Source organism: Sphingobium sp. AP50 (assembly GCF_900109095.1).
Classification (GTDB): domain Bacteria; phylum Pseudomonadota; class Alphaproteobacteria; order Sphingomonadales; family Sphingomonadaceae; genus Sphingobium.
This window is the reverse complement of the sequence record NZ_FNYZ01000004.1, coordinates 21,080-39,923: the sequence shown is the minus strand read 5'-3', so window position 1 is coordinate 39,923 and position 18,844 is coordinate 21,080. Positions and strand designations below refer to the sequence as shown.

Here is an 18,844-nt window from a genome sequence, read left to right as displayed (position 1 = left end):
CCTCGTCATTTCGCGGCGGGGGTGTGTGCCGTGAGCGCGGGCGGCGTTTCGCCCAGCAGGTTGAGCGTGAAATAGTCGCGCAGCTTCTTCCAGAAGAAGGGCTGATAGACGCGGTGGGTGGTGTTGGGCAGGACGACCAGATCGACGTCGCGCCCGGCATCCATCAGCGCCTTGGCAAGGCGGAAGCTTTCCGTCACCGGCACATTATCGTCGATGTCGCCGTGGATCAGCAGTAGCTTGCCCATCAGATTGCCGGCGACCGACATGTTGCTGTTGCGCTCCCACGTCGCTTCGTCGGGGTTGCCCATGGAGACTTCGGGCCACCATGTCTTGTCGAGCCGCAGGTCGTGATTGCCCGAGGAGGAGACGCCGACCTTGAAGAAGTTCGGGCGGCGCAGCACGAAGCGGGCCGTGTCGTATCCGCCGGCCGATCCGCCGAACACGCCGACTCTGGTCGCGTCCATATAGGGATATTTGGCGGCCATCTGGCGGATGAGGCTGATATGATCGTCCAGCCCGACTTCGCCCAGATTCTGGTAAGCGGGCAGGCGGAAGGCCTGACCCCGGCGTGACGTGCCGGTGCCGTCGATCATCACCACGATGGCGCCGATCTGCGCCACGGCATTGCCGGAGACGCGGTGAGCGTCGTTCCAGGTAGCGGGGACGTCGGTCGTGGTAGGGCCGGTATAGACATTGTCGATGATCGGATAGCTGCGCTTGGCGTCGAAGTTCGCCGGGCGGAAGATCATGCCATAGATGGGCGTTTTGCCGTCCGCTGCGACGCCCTGAAAGGGTTCGGGCGATGTGTAGCCCGCCGCGCGCAGGCGGCTGTCGTCGGCGGTGGCGAGGTCCATGACGATCCTGCCCGTCTGCCCGTCGCGCAGCACGGCGCGGGTGGCGCTGGTGGGGCTGGACATCTGATCCACGATCCATTTGCCATCGTCGGACAGGGTCGTGTCATGGTCGAGCGGTTCGGGCGTCAGTTCGGTCGGGTCGCCGCCGGTCAGCGATACGCGATAGAGGGCGCGCCAATAGGGATTGCGGGCCTTTTCCCGGCCGACGCCGGTCACGATCAAAGAGGATTTGTCCCCGGCGACATGGTCGACCGACAGCACCTCCCATTCCCCCCGAGTAAGCGGTTTCCCGCCATCGGGCGCATCGGGGGCAACGAGATAGAGCTGCGCCCAGCCGGACCGTTCGGAGATGGAGAGTTCTCCGCCGAGGTCCGGCGCGGGCAGGATCATGCTGGAGGTGACGGTGACGAGCGGCTTGACCGCTTCATGCGCGACGATGCGCGCGGCGCCGGTGCCGGGATCGGCCTGATAGACGGCCTGTTGCTTATAGCCGCGTTCGGTCCAGAGGATGCGCGGCTTGCCGTTGATCCAGCCCATGTCGGGCGGTGAGGGATAGAGGATGGATTCGGACGGAATGGCCAGCGGCACGATTGTCGCCTTACCGGCCTTCATCGCCTGTTCGATGTCGATGACGAAGCGGGTCGCCTGCGGCAGCTTTTCCGCGCCGGCCAGTGGATAGACATAGGAGAAGCTGCGCGGGTAGAATTCGCCCGGCGGGTTCTGCTGGGTGATGGAGAGCTTCTTGACGTCGCGCGTGTCGAGCCGCCAGCTCAGCAGATAGCGGCCGTCGGGCGACCATGCGCCGGATACCGGCATGTCTGGTTCCTCGGTGCCGGTGCGCAATATGTCGGCCAGTTGCGGGATGGAGCGGCCATAGGGTTGTTCACGGGTGCCGTCGGTGGTGAGGGCGACTTGCTTGCCGCTCTTCACGTCGATCGCGATCAGGTTGAAGTTGCGCGCGACGATGCGGAAACGGCCGTCGGGGGAAGGAAGGGAGAGGTCTTCCGGTTTCTTGTCTTCGGCGATGCGCTCCGCTTTGTCGGCGGTCAGGATCCAGCGGCCATCGAGCGCGGCGAAGCGCAGGGCCTTGGTCGCCGGGTCATAATCGACTTCGGCGATATGGGCGGCGTCTGCGTCGATGGCTCTGCCGGTTGCGGCGCTCAGTGCAGCGAGCATTTGTGCGGTGGTCGCGACCTGCGTCTTCGCGAGCGTCGAAAGATCGACATAGGTGTAGCTCTGCGCGAGGCGGTTGCCGGTGCGGTAGAGCAAGCCCTTGCCCTCGGCGACGAAGCGCGGGGCGACGTCCGCATTGTCGATCAGATCGGACAGGCCCTGGCCGTTGAACTTGTCGGACAGGGCATAGCGGGCGCGGATGTCTGGCGCGGCGGCGGCTGTCGGTGCCGTGGTCCGCGCAGGAGCCGGAGCCGCCATGGCGAGGTTCGCGCCGGCTAGGGCGAGGAGGCTGATCGACCGGGAAACAGGGGTAAGACGGGTACGCACGGGCTCTTGCACCTGCAATTTTGCGGAAAGATGGCGCCGTCATGACCGTGAACTATGGACAGGTCAACAATAATATACGATATATGATCAGCCTTTTTCATGTGGTCCTTAGCGATCCAACATGGCAGGAGGCATAAAAGGATTGGATGACGGGCATGGATGGGCAGCGGTTTCAGGCAGAGGGCGGGGGTATTGCGCCGCTGATGACGGGGCGGCTGCATCATGCCGTGGCACAGCGTATCGCGATCCAGATCGTCAGCGGTACGCTGCCTGTCGGCCATGTCTTCGCGGCCGAGGTGGACCATGCCGAAACATTGGGCATATCGCGATCGGTACTGCGGGAGGCGTTCCGCATATTGACCGCCAAGGGGCTGGTCAGCAGCAAGCCAAAGGCGGGGACCAAGGTCAATGAACGGCGCAAATGGAGTATGCTCGATCCCGATGTGCTGGCCTGGCAGATCCAGTCCGCGCCGACCGAGGAGTTTCTGCGCGATCTGTTTGAACTGCGCATGATGGTGGAGCCGCAGGCGGCCGAAATGGCGGCTTTGCGGCGCAATGACGGGCAGTTGGTGGACATGGCCAATGCGCTGGACGCGATGGAGCGATACACGCTGGCGACGGAAAAGGGGCGGGCCGCGGACCAGCGATTCCACGGGTTGCTGATGGAGGCGGCGTGCAACGAGATGCTCTATGCCCTGTCCAGTTCGATCATGTCGGCGATCGCCTGGACCACGGCGACCAAGCAGCGCGTGCAGGAATCGCCGCGCGACCCGATGCCGGAGCATCGCGCGCTCTATCGCGAGATTGCCGCACAGAATCCGCGTCAGGCGCAAAAGGCGATGCGGACGCTGATCGAGCTGGCGCTGGCCGATATGCAGATTGCATTGCGTCGCTAAGGCGCTGAAATCCCGTCTCTTCGGATGGAGGAAGCGATTGGGGATTGACAGAAAAGGGGCACGCTCTATCGTATAGTATACGATATTCGGTAGGAGTGTTTAGGAATGAAAGCCAATCGCCGCGAGTGGCTGGCAGGGGTGGCCGCCCTTGCCGTCTGCGCTGTTCCCTTTTCGGGCATGGCCGCGATCGCGCCCAAGATTCCGCTGCGGGCCAAACCGCTGCCGCTGACCGATGTGCGCCTGCACCCGTCCGACTATGCGACCGCGGTGGAAGTGAACATCGCTTATCTGCTGTCGCTCAGCCCCGACCGTTTCCTGCATAATTTCCGCAAATATGCCGGGCTGGAGCCCAAGGCGCCGATCTATGGCGGCTGGGAATCCGACACGATCGCCGGTCATACGCTGGGCCATTATATTACCGCCTTGGTGCTGGGCTGGCAGCAGACAGGCAATGCGGAATGCCGCCGCCGCGCAGACTATATTGTCGATGAACTGGCGCTGTGTCAGGCGCAGCGCAAGGACGGCTATATCGGCGCGCTGGGTCGCAAGACCAAGGACGGCCAGATCGTCGATGGCGAGCAGATTTTCCCCGAAGTGATGCAGGGGCAGATCAAGTCGGGCGGGTTCGACCTGAATGGTAGCTGGTCGCCGCTCTACACCGTCCACAAATATTTCGCGGGTCTGCTCGACGTGCATGGCGCCTGGGGCAATGCCAAGGCGCTGGAGGTCGTGATCGGCCTTGGCGGCTATTTCGAGACGGTGTTCGCGGCGCTCAACGACGCGCAGATGCAGGAATTGCTGAACTGCGAATATGGCGGCCTGAACGACAGCTATGCCGAACTCTACGCCCGCACCGGCGACGCGCGCTGGCTGGCAGTGGCGGAGCGCATCTATGACAAACGGGTGCTCGATCCGCTGGTGGCGCAGGAGGACAAGCTGTCCAACTTCCACGCCAATACGCAGGTGCCCAAGCTGATCGGTCTGGCGCGCATCCATGAACTGACGGGTAAGGAAGAGCCGGGCCGCGCCGCGCGCTTCTTCTTCGATCGGGTGACGCAGCATCACAGCTATGTCATCGGCGGCAATGCCGACCGCGAATATTTCTTTGAGCCGGACACGGTGGCGCTGCACCTGACCGAGTCCACCTGTGAGCATTGCAACAGCTATAATATGCTGAAGCTGACGCGGCATCTTTATGGCTGGCAGCCGGACGGCGCGCTGTTCGATTATTATGAGCGGGCGCATCTGAACCATGTCATGTCGGCCCAGAACCCGGCCAATGCCGGCTTCACCTATATGACGCCGATGATGAGCGGCGCGCCACGCGGCTATTCGCAGCCGGACGAGGACGCTTTCTGGTGCTGCGTCGGCTCCGGCATGGAAAGCCACGCCAAGCATGGCGATTCCATCTATTGGGAGGGTGACGACACGCTGTTCGTCAATCTCTACATTCCGTCCGAAGCGCAGTGGAAAGCGAAGGGCGTGGGCCTGACGCTGGATACCGAATATCCGTTCAAGCCGGATATCAAGCTGACGATCGACGCGGTGAAGCAGGGCGCCTTTTCGCTGGCGCTGCGTATTCCCGGCTGGGCCAATGGTCGTTTCGGGCTGAGCGTCAATGGTGCGCCGCTGTCGGTGAAGCCGGCCAATGGCTATGCGGTCGTCACGCGGCGCTGGAAGAAGGGCGATGTGGTAGCATTGAGCCTGCCGCTCGATCTGCGGCTGGAGGCAGCGCCCGGTTCGCCCGATGTGGTCGCGGTGGTGCGCGGGCCGATGGTGATGGCGGCGGACCTGGGCCCGTCGGAAATGGACTGGACCGGGGTTGAACCGGCGATGGTGGGCGAAGACCCGCTCGCCGCCTTCGCGCCGATCGTGTCGGATCGTCCGCGCTATCGCACGCAGAATATCATTCGCCCGGCGAACCTCGCCTTCGTGCCCTTCTACAGCCAGTATGAGCGGCGCAGCGCGGTCTATTTCAAGCGTTTCTCGGAAAGCGCATGGAAGACCGAAGAGGCCGCATTCCTGGCCGAGCAAGCACGGCAGAAGGATCTGGCCGCCCGGTCGATCGACATCATGCATCTGGGCGAAATGCAGCCGGAGCGTGACCATGCACTGACGTCGGAACTGAGCTATCCGGCCTCCTATCGCGGGCGCAATGGCCGCGATGCGCGCTCGGGCGGCTATTTCGAATTCGCGATGAAGGTGAAGCCGGGGCCGCTGCTGTTGCAGGCGACCTATTGGGGTGGGGAGCGCAAGCGCAGCTTCGACATCATGGTCGACAATGTGAAGCTGGCCACGCAGAGCCTGGACAATGACAAGCCGGGCAAGTTCCTGGATGTCGATTATCCGATCCCCGAGGCGCTGACCAAGGGCAAGACCAGCGTGAAGGTGCGCTTCGTGCCGCATGATCGCAGTTCGGCCGGGCCGGTGTTCGGCGTGCGGCTGTTCATGGCCAAGCCGGCGACGTCTGCATGAGTGACATGGTTGCGATGGCTCTGGCGGAGGCGGATGCGCTGGCCCGCAAAGTGCTGGAAAGCCGGGGACTGGCGCCCGATCATGCCGCCGCCGTCGCCCGGACGATGGTGGCGGGGGAGCGGGATGGTTGCGCCTCGCATGGCCTCTATCGTCTGCTGGTCGCCGCCAATTCGATCGAGCGGGGCGTGGTCGTGGCGGATGCCGTGCCGGTGGTGAGCGAGCCGGCCGCCGCGCTGGTGCGCGTGGATGGCAAGGGCGGTTTTGCGCAATTGCCGTTCGAGCGCGGGCTGCCGCTATTGATCGAGAAGGCGCGCAAATTTGGTATCGCTGCGCTGGCGCTCAACAATGTCGTGCATTTTGCGGCGCTCTGGCCGGAGGTCGAGGCGCTGACTGATGCGGGCCTCGTGGGACTGGCCTTTACGCCCAGCCATGCGTGGGTCGCGCCGGAGGGCGGGACGAAGCCGGTGTTCGGGACCAATCCGATCGCCTTTGGCTGGCCGCGCCCCGGCGGGCACCCCTTCGTTTTCGACTTTGCCACCAGCGCGGTGGCGCGGGGCGAGATCGAACTGCATCGCCGCGCGGGCAAGACCATCCCGCCCGAATGGGGCTATGACGCCGAGGGGCATCCCTCGATCGATCCCAAGGCGGTGCTGGACGGGGCGATGCGCACGTTCGGCGGGCATAAGGGGTCGGCGCTGGCGGCGATGGTCGAACTGATCGCCGGGCCGCTGATCGGCGACATGACCAGCGCGGAATCGATGGCGGCGGATGAAGGGCGCATGGGATCGCCGATTGGCGGCGAACTGGTGATCGCGATCGACCCGGCCGGTTTCCTGGGCGCGAGCGTGGAGGATCATCTGGGCCGGGCCGAGGCGATGTTCGCGGCGATCACCGGGCAGGGTGCGCGTCTGCCCGGCGCGCGGCGCTATGTCGCGCGGGCGAAATCGGACACGGAGGGCATGCGCATCCCGGCGCAGCTCCACCGGGACATAGTGGCATTGTTGGAAGGGGAATTGGCGTGACGATCTTTGGCGGCCGAAGCTGGCTGCTCGCAGGCGCGGCCTTCATCAGTCTGGCGGCGCCCCAGACGCAGGCCCAATCCGCAGCGCAAACCGCCGATCAGTCCTTCGAGGCGATCTATTCCTCCGAATATGACTGGCGGCTAAAGCAGTTCGGGCCGAGCGAGGATGGACCGAAGGATCAGCCGCTGGTGCTGCCCGATGTGAGCGCCAAGGCGCAGGCGGCGCGGCTCGCGCGCTGGGAGCAGGTCGAGAAGCAGCTTGCCGCGATCAGGGTCGATCAACTGTCGCCGGCGCAGAAGATCAATTTCGCCGTCTATAAGGGGCAGATCGATGCGCTGGCCGCCGAGCAGCGCTATCGCGAATATGAGAAGCCGCTGAACGCCGACACCAGCTTCTGGGGCGATCTGGCCGGATGGGCGCGCGATCCGTTGCGCGATGAGGCTGGCGCGCGGCATTATATCGCCATGCTGCGCGACATTCCGCGCTATTATGACCAGCAGATTGCGAATATGCGGGCCGGGCTGAAGCGTGGTTTCACCCCGTCGCAGATCACCTTGCAAGGGCGCGATATCGGCGTCGAGCAGGTGGCGAATGCGAAGAGCGTGGAGGACAACCCCTTCTATGCGCCATTCAAGGCTTTGCCCGCGACGATCCCGGCCGATGTGCAGGCCGCGTTGAAGGCGGAGGCGCGGGCGGCGATCGCGCAGGCGGTGGTGCCGGCGCACAAGACGCTGCTGACCTTCCTGCGGCAGGACTATCTGCCGGGCGCGCGCAAGGATCTGGCCGCCTATAAGCTGCCCGACGGCAAGGCCTATTATCAGTCCAAGATCCGGGAGTTCGTGACGCTCGACAAGAGCCCGGAGGATATCCACCAGATCGGCCTGAAGGAAATGGCGCGCATCCGGGGGCAGATGGCGGAGGTTATGCAGCAGGTCGACTTCAAGGGCGACCTGCCGGCCTTCCTGACCTTCCTGCGGACCGATCCGCAATTTTATCCCAAGACGCCGCAGGATCTGCTCAATCGGGCGGCGTGGATCGCCAAGAGTTTCGACGGCAAGGCGTCCGAGTTTTTCGGGCGGATGCCGCGCATGCGCTTTGCAATCAAGCCGGTGCCCGATGATATCGCGCCTTTCTATACCGGCGGGCGCGGCGGGCCGGGCATCTATCTGGTCAACACCTATAATCTGCCATCGCGGCCCTATTATTCGCAGGTGGCGCTGACGCTGCACGAAAGTGCGCCGGGCCATGCGATGCAGATGCCGCTGGCGGCGGAGAATAAGGATTTGCCTGCCTTCCGCCGCGACACCTATCTGTCCGCTTATGGCGAGGGATGGGCGCTCTATTGCGAGGCGCTGGGCGAGGATATGGGCATGTATGAAACGCCCTATGATCGCTTTGGCATGCTGAGCTATCAGGCGTGGCGCGCGTCGCGGCTGGTGGTGGACACCGGCATCCACGCGATGGGCTGGACCCGCAAGCAGGCGCAGGATTATCTGCACGATAATACCGCTTTGTCCGATCATGAGATCGAGACGGAGGTGGACCGCTATATCGCCTGGCCGGGGCAGGCTTTGTCCTATTATATGGGCGAGCTGGCCTTCGTGGATGCCCGCAAGAAGGCCGAGAAGGCGCTGGGGCCGAAATTCAATATTCGCGCTTTCCATGACGCGGTGCTGGCGCTGGGCGCGGTGCCGCTGCCGGTCATCGACCAGCGCGTCGACCAGTTGATCGCCGATGGCGGCAAGGGGCCTTATCCCGATGAAGAATGAACTGCTTGCCGGCATCGCGCTGGTTCTGGCTGTGTCGCCCGTTGGGGCGCAGGAGGCGCGTCAGTTGAGCGTGCCGGGCAATCCGATCCTGGCCGAGGGCGATTATTATTCGACCGATCCGGCGCCCTTCGTGGCGGACGGGGCGCTGTGGATACTGGCCGGTCGGGATCAGGCGCCGCCGGACGTCAATGATTTCATCATGGGCGAATGGCAGCTGATGAAGACCGATGATCCCAAATCGGGGAAATGGACGCACTATCCCGCCATCGCCAAGCCGGAGAATGTCTTCGCCTGGGCGGAGGAGGCGCGGGCCTATGCCGGTCAGATCATCCAGGGGCCGGACAAGCGCTACTATTTCTATGCGCCGGTGCTGGAGAAGGACAGCGATGCGCAGGATCGCTTCGCCATTGGCGTGGCAGTGGCGGACAGCCCGACCGGGCCGTGGCGGGACGCGCATCCCGCCGGGCCGATCATCTCGCAACGGGTGCCGGTGAAGAATGATATCCAGAATATCGACCCCACCATCCTGATCGACGATGACGGGCGGGTCTATATCTATTGGGGGACGTTCGGCCAGTTGCGCGGTATGGAACTGGAGCGCGACATGATCACGCCCAAGGGGCCGGAGCGCAACATCGAGGGGCTGGCCGGTTTCTTCGAGGCGCCCTGGATCATGAAGCGCAAGGGCGCCTATTATATGCTCTATGCCGGGAACAGGGCCGGGCCGAAGTCCGACTGTACCCCGGCGGTCTATCATGCCTGCATCGCTTATGGCACGGCATCCTCGCCCATGGGGCCGTGGACCTATCGCGGCGTGGCATTGAAGCCGGTGTCGTCGACCACGTCCCATTCGGGCGCGGTGGAATATAAGGGGCAATGGTATCTGGCCTATCATACGGCCGATGCGAAAGGCGGTGGGCATTTCCGGCGCAGCGTGGCGCTGGACAAGATCGAGTGGGATGACAGCGTGACGCCCGCGCGCATCCGGACCGTCGTGCCGACCTTGCGGCCGCAGCCGCCCCTGGCCCCGACGCGGAACATAGCGCGGGCGGCGTCGGCCACGGCATCCAACGAGCCGCTGCCGGTGCAATATTGGATCAAGTCGCTGAACGACGGCATCACCAAGACCGCGCCATTGCCGCCCGACATGTGGGGAAGCTGGTCGCCGAACAATCCGGCGAGCCAGTGGATCGAATATCGGTGGAACAAGCCCGTGACGATCGACGGATCGCGCATCTGGTTCTGGAATGATCAACCGGCGGGATCGGGTGTTGGGGTTGCGCCACCCGCAGGCTGGCGGCTGGAATATTGGAATCAAGGGTGGAAACCAGTGCCGGGGGCGAGCGCCTATGGCACGGAGCCGGGCGCGTTTCAGGACGTGACCTTCCCGCCAATCCGTACCCGCTGCCTGCGCGCGGTGATGACGGCGTCCGGCGATGGGAAGGGGCATGCGGGTCTGGCGGTGCAGGAATGGGAGGTTCTGGCACCCAAGACCGCGTTGCCGGTGGTGCGGGACGCGGAAGCGAAGCCTGCGTCGGGGTGTGGTTGAGGCTAAGCGCGCCTAGCGAAAATCGGGACGAAAAAGGGGAATGCGAGCGACTGCATTCCCCTTTTTTATGGTTTTTCAAAGACTTGAATTTCCGAATTTCATCTATCGAAACTTTGTTGCCGTCCTATTGCAATCCCCTTGACTCCGACAAAATAAAGTAAGTAGTATACGATATAAGGTAAGGCATTTAGCCGGATAAAGGGGAAGTTCGGATGAAGTCACGTACGGTTCTCAACATGTCGGCGGCTTTGTCCGCCCTTGCTCTCGCTTCGATATCAGCCATGGCCATGGCGCAGGATGGGCCTGAAACGCCGGCTGTAGCGGAGGGCGCGAAGCCCGATATCATCGTGACCGGCGTGCGCGGGAGCGTGCAGGCGGCAGCGACGAAGAAGAAGAACAGCAAGCAGATCGTGGACTCGATCGTGGCCGAGGACGCCGGTAAATTGCCGGACAATAACGTCCCCGAAGCGCTGTCGCGCGTGACCGGCGTGCAGATCAATCGTGAACGTGGTCAGGGGCAGGGTGTGACCATTCGCGGCCTCAGCCAGGTGCAGACCACGGTCAACGGCAACAACGTCAATCTGGGTACCGAGCGTTCGATCAGCCTGGCCGACATTCCGGCGGAACTACTGAAGTCGGTTGACGTCTACAAGACGCGCACCGCCGATCAGGTGGAAGGCGGCATTGCCGGCACCGTGAACGTCGAACTGCGTCGTCCGCTGGATCTGAAGAAGGGCCTGACCGTCGCGGGCAGCCTGCGCGGCGCGTATGACGAGTTTGCCGAGAAGACCAGTCCCTATGCCAGCCTGCTCGTGGGTGAGCGCTTCGAGACGGGCATTGGTGAAATGGGCTTCCTGCTGAACGGCAGCTGGACCAAGACCTATTATCAGGAAAATTATGTTGAGAGCGAGTCGCCCGATACGGTCTGCTGCGAAGGAGACGCGAATAGCCCGCTCAACAATCTGCCGGCGGAATATCGCAATGTGGTCATCCCCTATAAAACCCAATATGGCACGGAAAGCGGCTATGTAACGCGCCCGTCGCTGAGCGGTGTGTTCCAGTGGAAGCCATCCGACAAGCTGGAGTTCATTCTGGAGGGCAGCTATATCGGGTCGAAGGAGCGCCGCTCGATCGACAAGATGTGGACGCTCAATCGGGAGTATGGAACCCAGTTCAGCGGCATCGAGCTGATGCCGGATGGCCAGACGATCAAGAAGCTGACCATTTCCAACCCTAACGGCACGCCGGCCTATATCGAAGGCACATACAACACGCTGAAGCGCGACCTGTATACCACCAATTTCGAAACCAACTGGCGCCCGACGGATCGCGCGCTGCTGCATTTCAGCACGCAATATAGCTGGTCCAAGGACAGCTATTATTATGTGCAGCAGATCCTGCGGCCCTATAATCTCCAGTCGGCCACGATCGATTTCGTATCGGACGCCTATTCGCGCCCGATCCCCGCGATCACCTTCAATGGCACTGACCTGAACGACGTGACGCAATATGGCGTCAACCGCTTCCAGGATAATGCGGGCGTTTCGAAGAATAAGGAGTTCGCCAGCCAGGTCGACTTGACGCTGGAACTGAGCGACAAGAGCCTGTTGCGGTCGCTGCAAACCGGCATTCGTTACAACCGCCGCGATGTCGATCGCTATTATGGCTATCGCGACGGCTTCCCCCGCGTCGATGGCAAGGACGCGCCGCTGACGGCCTTCCCCGGCGGCGATCAGGCGTCGATGGTCGGGCCGGACCTTGCCGGTTCGCCGCAATGGTATCGTATTCCCGGCAAATCGCTGCTGAGCAACATCGATGCCGTGCGCGCCTATATTCAGGCCACCGATCCCGGCAATGCGGTTCGTTTCTCCAGCGAATTGCCGCCCAGCGATCAAGGGCAGACCTTCACATCGGTCGAAAATACCTTCGCGGCCTATGCGCAGCTGAACTATGGCTTCGATGTCGGCTTCCCGATCGATGGCGTGGTCGGCCTGCGTGCGGTCAACACCTGGGGCAGCTCGACCAGCTTCCAGTATCGCATCGGTGCGGCGGCGGACGGTTATCCGCTGATCATCGAGGAAAGCTCGGGTCGCGGTAACTTCATGGATTATCTGCCCAGCGTCACCGCGACGCTGCATTTCGATCCCAAGACGCAGTTGCGCCTGTCTTACACCACCAACGTCTCGCGCCCCAACTTTTATGACCTGCGCCCCTTCTTCTTTGTCGATCCCAATGCGGCGACGCCTAATGTCGACGCGGGCAACCCGGACCTGAAGGCGCAGCGTGAATGGTCGTTCGACGCCAGCCTGGAACATTATTTTGGTCGTGCCGGTTCGGCGTCGGTCGCGGGCTACTACAAGAAGGCGACCAACTGGACCTATTTCAGCCGCGAAGTGGCGCCCGACTTGGGTCAATATGGCCTGCCGGGTCGCAGCGGAACGGTGTCGCAACTGCGCAATGCCGGTGACGGCGAATTCTACGGCGTGGAAGCGCAGGTGCAGAGCTTCTTCGACTTCCTGCCGGGCTTCTGGAAGAATTTCGGCGCCAGCCTGAACGTGACCCGCGTTCTTCAGGCGCGTGTCGAATATCCCTATCCCGAGGATTTCCCCGGTGCGTTCGACTCGGTCGACACGTCGAAATGGACCGCCAACGCGGCGCTCTATTATGACACGCCCAAGTTCAGCACGCGCGTCGCCTTCAACTATCGTTCGCCTTACCGCCTGTTCGTGTGGACCGACAATCCCGCCTATAGCTGGTACAACGGAGCGACCCATCGTCTGGACGCAGCGGTCAACTATACCCCCGTCAAGTTCATGACGCTATCGATCGAAGGCACCAATCTGACCGGCAACGATCCTTATCGTTATTTCGGCAAGGATAATCTGCTGCCGCTGGGCGTGCGCACCATGGCCCGCACGGTGCAGGGCAGCGTCCGCTTCCGCTTCTGATCATAATGCGTAGCTAGACAGACAGAGCGGTCGTGGCGGGATTTCGCCACGGCCGCTTTTTCTTTGAGGGGGGATAAGAGCGTGCGGATAGTCGCGATGGGACTGGTGTTGGCGGCGCTGACGGCTGGGCATGTGCAGGCGAAGGAGGTGACGGTCATGGTACCTGCCACTGCCATGCCGTGGAATCCCGGCATTAATGGCAAGAAGAGTTTCGGGCGGCGCGACGGCAGTCGGCCAGTGATGATTGTGGGGCAGCATCTGTTTGAAGGCGCCAAGGTTCGCTTTGCGGCGTCGGGCGAAACCACGACGATCCCCGGCGGTATCGCGATCGGGCCGGACGGGCAGGCGGATTTCGTGGCCGACGACAATATCGGCAATTCGGGTGTGGTCTTTCCCGGCCATTATGTCGATCGGGCGACCCGGCCGGTAAAGCTGAATGCGCTGCTCGGCGCCTTTATCGATGCGGATGGCCGGATCGTGGGCGCGCCCTTTCTGGTCGGGGTGCAGGCGGAAGTGCGCGTGCCAGCCGGGGCGATGGGCATTTCGCTGGGCATCAATGACGACATTTATGCCGACAATGCGGGCAGCCTGTCGGTGACGGTCGATATTCCCGAAGCCAAGGTGATCGTGGAAGACAAGGAGGGGCAATGATGAAGGGGATTTTGTGCGCCGCGATCCTGCTGGCGTCGGCCGCGCCAGCGATGGCGCGGGATATCCAGATCAGCATCGATGCGCGGTCCGGCCCATGGCTGAACAAGGCCAACAAGAAGATGCGCTATGGCAAGGGGGATGAACAGCCGCCCGCCATGGTCAGCGGCTTCGTCAATGACACGGCCGAGAAGATTGCGATCATGGTGGACGATGGCGCCATGACGCAGGTCGAGGGGCAGGATGTCGGGCCGGAGGGGCTGGAGGGCCAGGCGGTGGACGACCAGCCCGGCGATGGCGGCAAATATTTCCCCAGCCTTTATGCGCCCAAGATATTGTACCCCAATAATCGCCACGCGCTGATCGCGGCCTTTGTCGATGCGAAGGGCGGGCTGATGGGGCGGCCCTTTGCGGTGGGCAAGGGCGCGCGGGTCACGATCCCGGATCAGGCGGCAGGTCTGGTCATGGGTTTCAATGATGTCAGCTTCGCCGGGAATAGCGGGGCGCTGAACGTCACTGTTACCGTGCCGGACGAATGATCGGCCTTTTACGCGAAAGGAGCATGTCATGATGCAAAGCCGAACCCTGACCGCCTTGCTGCTGCTGGCGGGGATGATGTCCGCTTCCGCCACGATGGCGCGCAAGCCGGTGGCCGAGAAGCGCTGCGTGTTGCAAAGCCGGGTGGCCGCGCCGGTCGTGCGCGATGACGGGCGGCTTTATTTCCGGGGGCAGCCCGACCGCAAGCAATCCTATATTGCGGTCTTCAAGGGTGGGGCCTGTCCCGGCCTCAACCGCTTTGCCACCGCGATCGTGGAGACGACGGGGGCGGGCTATTGTGAGGGCGACAAGGTGCGTGCGCTCGCCACGCCCAGCCAGATTCCCGGCCCGCTCTGCGTCATCGATCATCTGATGCCCTTTGCCGGCGACGTCGATGATGCCGTGCCGGATGAGAGCGGTAACAAATGATTGCCGCACTGCAAAAAACCCGTTGCAGCCTCTAACCTAATATCGTATACGATATTTATATCAGTAGAAAAGGCAGGAAGAACGAATATGGCAATTGGTTGGAAGGGCGTGTTCCCGGCAGTGACGACGCAGCTGCGTGAGGACCTGTCGATCGACCTCGCCGATACGCAGCGCGTCGTTGACGATCTGGTCAAGGACGGCGTGACCGGCGTCATTGCCCTGGGTACGGTGGGCGAAAACAACTCGCTGGACTATGACGAGAAGGTGTCGGTTCTCTCCGCGATCGTCGAAGTGGTGGATGGCCGCGTGCCGGTGATCACCGGCGTTTCGGAGTTCGATACGCGCCGTGCCGTGCGCTATGCGCAGGCCGCCGAGAAGGCGGGCGCCGATGGCCTGATGCTGTTGCCGCCGATGGTCTATGTGACCAAGGCGCATGAACTGGTGAACCATTTCAAGGGCGTGGCTGACAATACCGGCCTGCCGATCATGCTCTACAACAACCCGCCGGCCTATCGCACGGTGATCGACCAGGAGGTTCTGACTGCCCTGATCGACGTCAAGAATATCGTTGCGGTCAAGGAATCGGCGCCCGATACCCGTCGCTTCACCGATTTCCGCAACGCCTTTGGCGATCGCTATACGCTGTTCGCCGGTCTGGATGACGTGGCGCTGGAAGGCCTGTATCTGGGCGCGCAGGGCTGGGTGTCTGGCCTGACCAACGCCTTCCCCAAGGAATCGGTAGAACTGGTCCGCGCGTTCGAACGGGGCGACCATGCCAAGGCGATGGAAATCTATCGCTGGTTCATGCCGCTGCTGCACCTCGACGCCGAACATGATCTGGTCCAGTCGATCAAGCTGGCCGAGCAGGTGATGGGTCGTGGGTCCGAGCGCGTGCTGCCGCCCCGCTACGTGCTTCAGGGCGAGCGCCGCGCCGAGGTGATCGCGATGGTCGAAAAGGCCGCTGCGACCCGTCCGGACCTGTCGGTCGCGGCTGCGGCCTGATACAGGGCGGCGATGCGTCACACTTTCTTTTGCATCGATGGCCATACGGCCGGAAACCCCGTCCGCCTCGTGGCGGGCGGGGCGCCGCTGCTCAAGGGCGCGTCCATGTCGGAACGGCGGCAGGATTTCCTGACCCGTTTCGACTGGATTCGCACCGGCCTGTGCTTCGAACCGCGCGGGCATGACATGATGTCGGGCGGCTTCCTCTATCCGCCCTGCGATCCGCAGAATGACGTGGGCATCCTGTTCATCGAGACGAGCGGCTGCCTGCCAATGTGCGGGCATGGCACGATCGGCATGGTGACGTTCGGGCTGGAACATGGACTGATCCAGCCTGCCACGCCGGGGCGGCTGAAGGTCGAAGTACCCGCGGGCATCATCGACATCGCCTATAAGACGCAGGGGCAGAAGGTGACGGCGGTGCGCATCACCAATGTCCCGGCCTATGTCGCGGCGAAGGGGATAGAGGTCGATGTCGAGGGCATCGGACCGCTGTCGATCGATGTGTCCTATGGCGGCAACTATTATGCGATCGTGGAGCCGCAGGGTGCTTATACCGGTCTGGACGATCTGGGCGCGGCGCAGCTCATCGAGCTGAGTGGCCGCATCCGCGAGGCGGTGCGGGCGAAATATGAGCCGGTCCATCCGCTCGACCCGACGATCCGGGGGGTGAGCCATGTCCTGTGGGCGGACAAGCCCAAGGGCGACGATGCCGATGGGCGCAATGCCGTCTTCTACGGCGACAAGGCGATCGATCGCAGCCCGTGCGGCACCGGCACGTCGGCGCGGCTGGCGCATCTGGCGGCTTCGGGCCGGCTGAAGGTCGGGGAGCGCTTCGTGCATCAGAGCTATATTTGCAGCTGCTTCATCGGGCGGGTGGAAGAAGAGCTGATGCTGGGCGACCAGCCCGCGATCATCCCGTCGATCGAAGGATCGGCGGTGGCGACCGGCTTCAACACCATCTGGATCGATCGCGCCGATCCCTTCTGGGCGGGGTTCCAGGTTACGTAACGCCATATTTTGCACGACAGGGGCCGGGCGGCTTCCTATGTCTTTCGGACTATTAGACGAAAGGCCTGATGTGGTTTCGCTGCCTGCCCCTGTTGATCCTGGTTCGAAGGCGGTCGATGATGTCGTCGCTGCGCCCGAACTGGATGGCAAGGGGCCGTTGTGGCTCCAGATCCGGCGCGCGCTGGCCAATGCGATCCTGAGCGGAAGCTGGCCGGCGGGCACGCGGGTGCCGTCCGAACTGGTCCTGACCCATCATTATGCGACGTCGCGGATGACCGTGCACAAGGCGATCCAGAGTCTGGCGACCGAAGGGCTGGTGCAGCGGCGCACCCGGCTGGGAACGCTGGTGACGGAACGGGCGCGCGAGCGGCCGGTGATCGAGATATGGGATCCGGCCGATGCGGTGCGGCGGGCTGGCGGGCGCTATGGCTATCGCCTGATCGAGCGCGAAACCTATCATGGCGAGGAGGGCGGGGCCTATCGCGCCGGGGGCGGCGACGTGCCGATCCTGCGCATAGTGTGCCTGCATCTGTTCAACGACCGGCCGTTCCAGTTGGAGGAGCGCTTCGTCAATCTGCGCGCGGCGGCGGGGCTGGAGCGACAGCCGCTGGACGAGGTCAGCCCGGGCCAGTGGCTGCTGGCGCATGTCGCGCTGACCGATGTGCGCCATCGCATATCGGCGCGGGGGGCGGATGCACGGATTGCGGCGCATCTGGACGTGCCGGTCGGTGAAGCCTGTCTGGTAGTGGAACGGCGCACATGGAACGAGGCGACACAGGTGACGCTGGGGCGGTTCTGGTATCCGGGCGAGGATCATGAACTGGAGGGTGCGTTTCGGCCGGCCTGGTAGAGGCTATCGATCGCTGATCCGGCGCAGGATCGTGGCGAAACGGGCGGTGATGGCGTCGCGGGCGATGTGGCGGCCACCCTGTACCCAGGGGCTACCATGGCGCCAGACGGTGTCGATCGCGTCGCGGCCGCGCGCGAAGATCCAGCGGTCGAGCAGGGCGTCGCCGGTTGCGCCGCTCTCGTCGGGGCGGAGCGCGACGATGTCCGCCGGGGCGCCCGCGACCAGCGCGGCTTGCGTGCCGACGCTTTGCGCGCCGCCGGTGAGTGCCGCGCGGTAGAGGCGGCCGCCAGTCGATCCGCCGGGCAGGGCGGCGACATTGCGCTGTTGTCGCGCGAGGCGCTGGCCATATTCGAGCAGGCGCAGCTCCTCGCTGGCGTCGATGCGGACATTGGAGTCCGATCCGATCGCGATTGCGCCGTCCTCCGCCAGCCAGTCGGGCAGGGCGAAGAGGCCGTCGCCCAGATTGGCCTCGGTGATCGGGCAGAGCCCCGCTACGGCCCCGGTCCGGGCGGCGCGGGCCACTTCCTGCGCGTCCATGTGCGTGGCGTGGACCAGGCACCAGCGCTGATCGACCGGCATATGGTCGAGCAGCCAGGCGACCGGCCGCGCACCGCTCCACGCGATGCAGGCGTCTACTTCGGCCTGCTGTTCGGCGATGTGGATATGGATGGGGCCGTCGGGCTGGAGCGGGAGGATAGCGCGAAATGCATCTGGCGTGACAGCGCGCAGCGAATGGGGGGCGATGCCGATCCGCGCACCGTCAAGCGGGGCGATCGCGGCGCGGCTGTCTGTCAGCAGGCGGGCATAGCTGTCGACCGAATTGATGAAGCGGCGTTGCCGGTCGGACGGCGCGGCGCCGCCAAAGCCGGAATGGGCGTAGAAGACGGGCAACAGGGTGAGGCCGATGCCGCTGTCCTCTGCTGCCTGCGCTATCGCGACGGCCATGGCGGCGGGGGCGTCATAGGCGGCCCCATCCGGCTGATGATGGAGATAGTGAAATTCGGCGACGCGGGTGAAGCCGCTTTCCAGCATCTCCATCTGGGCCATGGCGGCGATGGCGCGGACATCGTCGGGCGTCAGCGTGGCGACCATCGCATACATGGTCTCGCGCCAGGTCCAGAAACTGTCGGTGGTGGGGCCAGCGCATTCGGCAAGGCCTGCCATGGCGCGTTGGAAGGCGTGACTGTGGGCGTTGGAGAGGCCCGGCAGGCCGATGGCATGGCGCTGGTCGTCCGGTTGGGCTGCGCTGTCCGGCTCGACGCTCGCAATGACGCCGTCTTGCACGGTGAGGCGGACATGGCGCGCCCAGCCGGTGGGCAGCAGGGCCTGTTCGAACCAGATGGATGTCATGCGA

General features: G+C 63.5%; 14 protein-coding genes. 12 read left to right on the top strand and 2 right to left on the bottom strand.

Annotation, left to right across the window (positions count from 1 at the left end):
• Window positions 1-5: 5 nt before the first annotated feature.
• Window positions 6-2,354 carry a S9 family peptidase gene (locus BMY84_RS09760; RefSeq protein ID WP_143075018.1) on the bottom strand — a complete coding sequence of 783 codons (2,349 nt, stop codon included), beginning with the start codon at window positions 2,352-2,354 and terminating at the stop codon, window positions 6-8.
• Between the two features lie 146 nt (window positions 2,355-2,500).
• On the opposite strand from BMY84_RS09760, the gene BMY84_RS09755 reads away from it, so the two are divergent.
• The 12 genes from BMY84_RS09755 to BMY84_RS09700 all read left to right on the top strand — a co-directional run bounded on the left by BMY84_RS09755 (window position 2,501) and on the right by BMY84_RS09700 (window position 17,490).
• A complete protein-coding gene (locus BMY84_RS09755; RefSeq protein ID WP_256215194.1) occupies window positions 2,501-3,250 on the top strand; it encodes a FadR/GntR family transcriptional regulator in 750 nt (249 codons plus the stop codon).
• Between the two features lie 105 nt (window positions 3,251-3,355).
• Window positions 3,356-5,725, top strand: coding sequence for a glycoside hydrolase family 127 protein (locus tag BMY84_RS09750; protein WP_093083475.1), 2,370 nt, complete (start codon window positions 3,356-3,358; stop codon window positions 5,723-5,725).
• On the top strand, window positions 5,722-6,747 hold the full coding sequence (locus BMY84_RS09745; RefSeq protein WP_093083473.1) for an Ldh family oxidoreductase: 1,026 nt from the start codon (window positions 5,722-5,724) through the stop codon (window positions 6,745-6,747). Before BMY84_RS09750 ends, BMY84_RS09745 begins: the two co-directional genes overlap by 4 nt.
• Window positions 6,744-8,516: a DUF885 domain-containing protein gene (locus tag BMY84_RS09740; RefSeq protein WP_256215193.1), complete on the top strand. Its 1,773-nt coding sequence runs from the start codon at window positions 6,744-6,746 to the stop codon at window positions 8,514-8,516. The genes BMY84_RS09745 and BMY84_RS09740 overlap by 4 nt, the downstream gene beginning before the upstream one ends.
• Window positions 8,506-10,065 (top strand): family 43 glycosylhydrolase, encoded by a 1,560-nt coding sequence (locus BMY84_RS09735; protein WP_093083470.1) that lies wholly within the window; start codon window positions 8,506-8,508, stop codon window positions 10,063-10,065. The genes BMY84_RS09740 and BMY84_RS09735 overlap by 11 nt, the downstream gene beginning before the upstream one ends.
• A gap of 212 nt (window positions 10,066-10,277) precedes the next feature.
• The gene (locus BMY84_RS09730; RefSeq protein WP_093083468.1) at window positions 10,278-13,013 is read left to right on the top strand and encodes a TonB-dependent receptor; all 2,736 of its coding nucleotides are present in this window, start codon (window positions 10,278-10,280) and stop codon (window positions 13,011-13,013) included.
• Window positions 13,014-13,094: 81 nt separating this feature from the next.
• Window positions 13,095-13,664, top strand: coding sequence for a hypothetical protein (locus tag BMY84_RS09725; protein WP_143075017.1), 570 nt, complete (start codon window positions 13,095-13,097; stop codon window positions 13,662-13,664).
• Window positions 13,661-14,200 (top strand): hypothetical protein, encoded by a 540-nt coding sequence (locus BMY84_RS09720; RefSeq protein WP_143075016.1) that lies wholly within the window; start codon window positions 13,661-13,663, stop codon window positions 14,198-14,200. The genes BMY84_RS09725 and BMY84_RS09720 overlap by 4 nt, the downstream gene beginning before the upstream one ends.
• Window positions 14,201-14,228: 28 nt before the next feature.
• Complete coding sequence (locus tag BMY84_RS09715; protein WP_093083464.1) at window positions 14,229-14,627, top strand: hypothetical protein; 399 nt, start codon at window positions 14,229-14,231, stop codon at window positions 14,625-14,627.
• A gap of 87 nt (window positions 14,628-14,714) precedes the next feature.
• Complete coding sequence (locus BMY84_RS09710; protein WP_093083462.1) at window positions 14,715-15,629, top strand: dihydrodipicolinate synthase family protein; 915 nt, start codon at window positions 14,715-14,717, stop codon at window positions 15,627-15,629.
• A gap of 12 nt (window positions 15,630-15,641) precedes the next feature.
• Entirely contained in the window at window positions 15,642-16,640 is a 999-nt protein-coding gene (locus tag BMY84_RS09705) for a 4-hydroxyproline epimerase (protein ID WP_093083461.1), read from the top strand.
• A gap of 70 nt (window positions 16,641-16,710) precedes the next feature.
• The gene (locus BMY84_RS09700; protein ID WP_256215192.1) at window positions 16,711-17,490 is read left to right on the top strand and encodes a UTRA domain-containing protein; all 780 of its coding nucleotides are present in this window, start codon (window positions 16,711-16,713) and stop codon (window positions 17,488-17,490) included.
• A 3-nt stretch (window positions 17,491-17,493) separates the two neighbouring features.
• Here the strand turns inward: BMY84_RS09700 and BMY84_RS09695 are convergent, their stop codons facing one another.
• Entirely contained in the window at window positions 17,494-18,840 is a 1,347-nt protein-coding gene (locus tag BMY84_RS09695) for a formimidoylglutamate deiminase (RefSeq protein WP_093083458.1), read from the bottom strand.
• Window positions 18,841-18,844 lie beyond the last annotated feature (4 nt).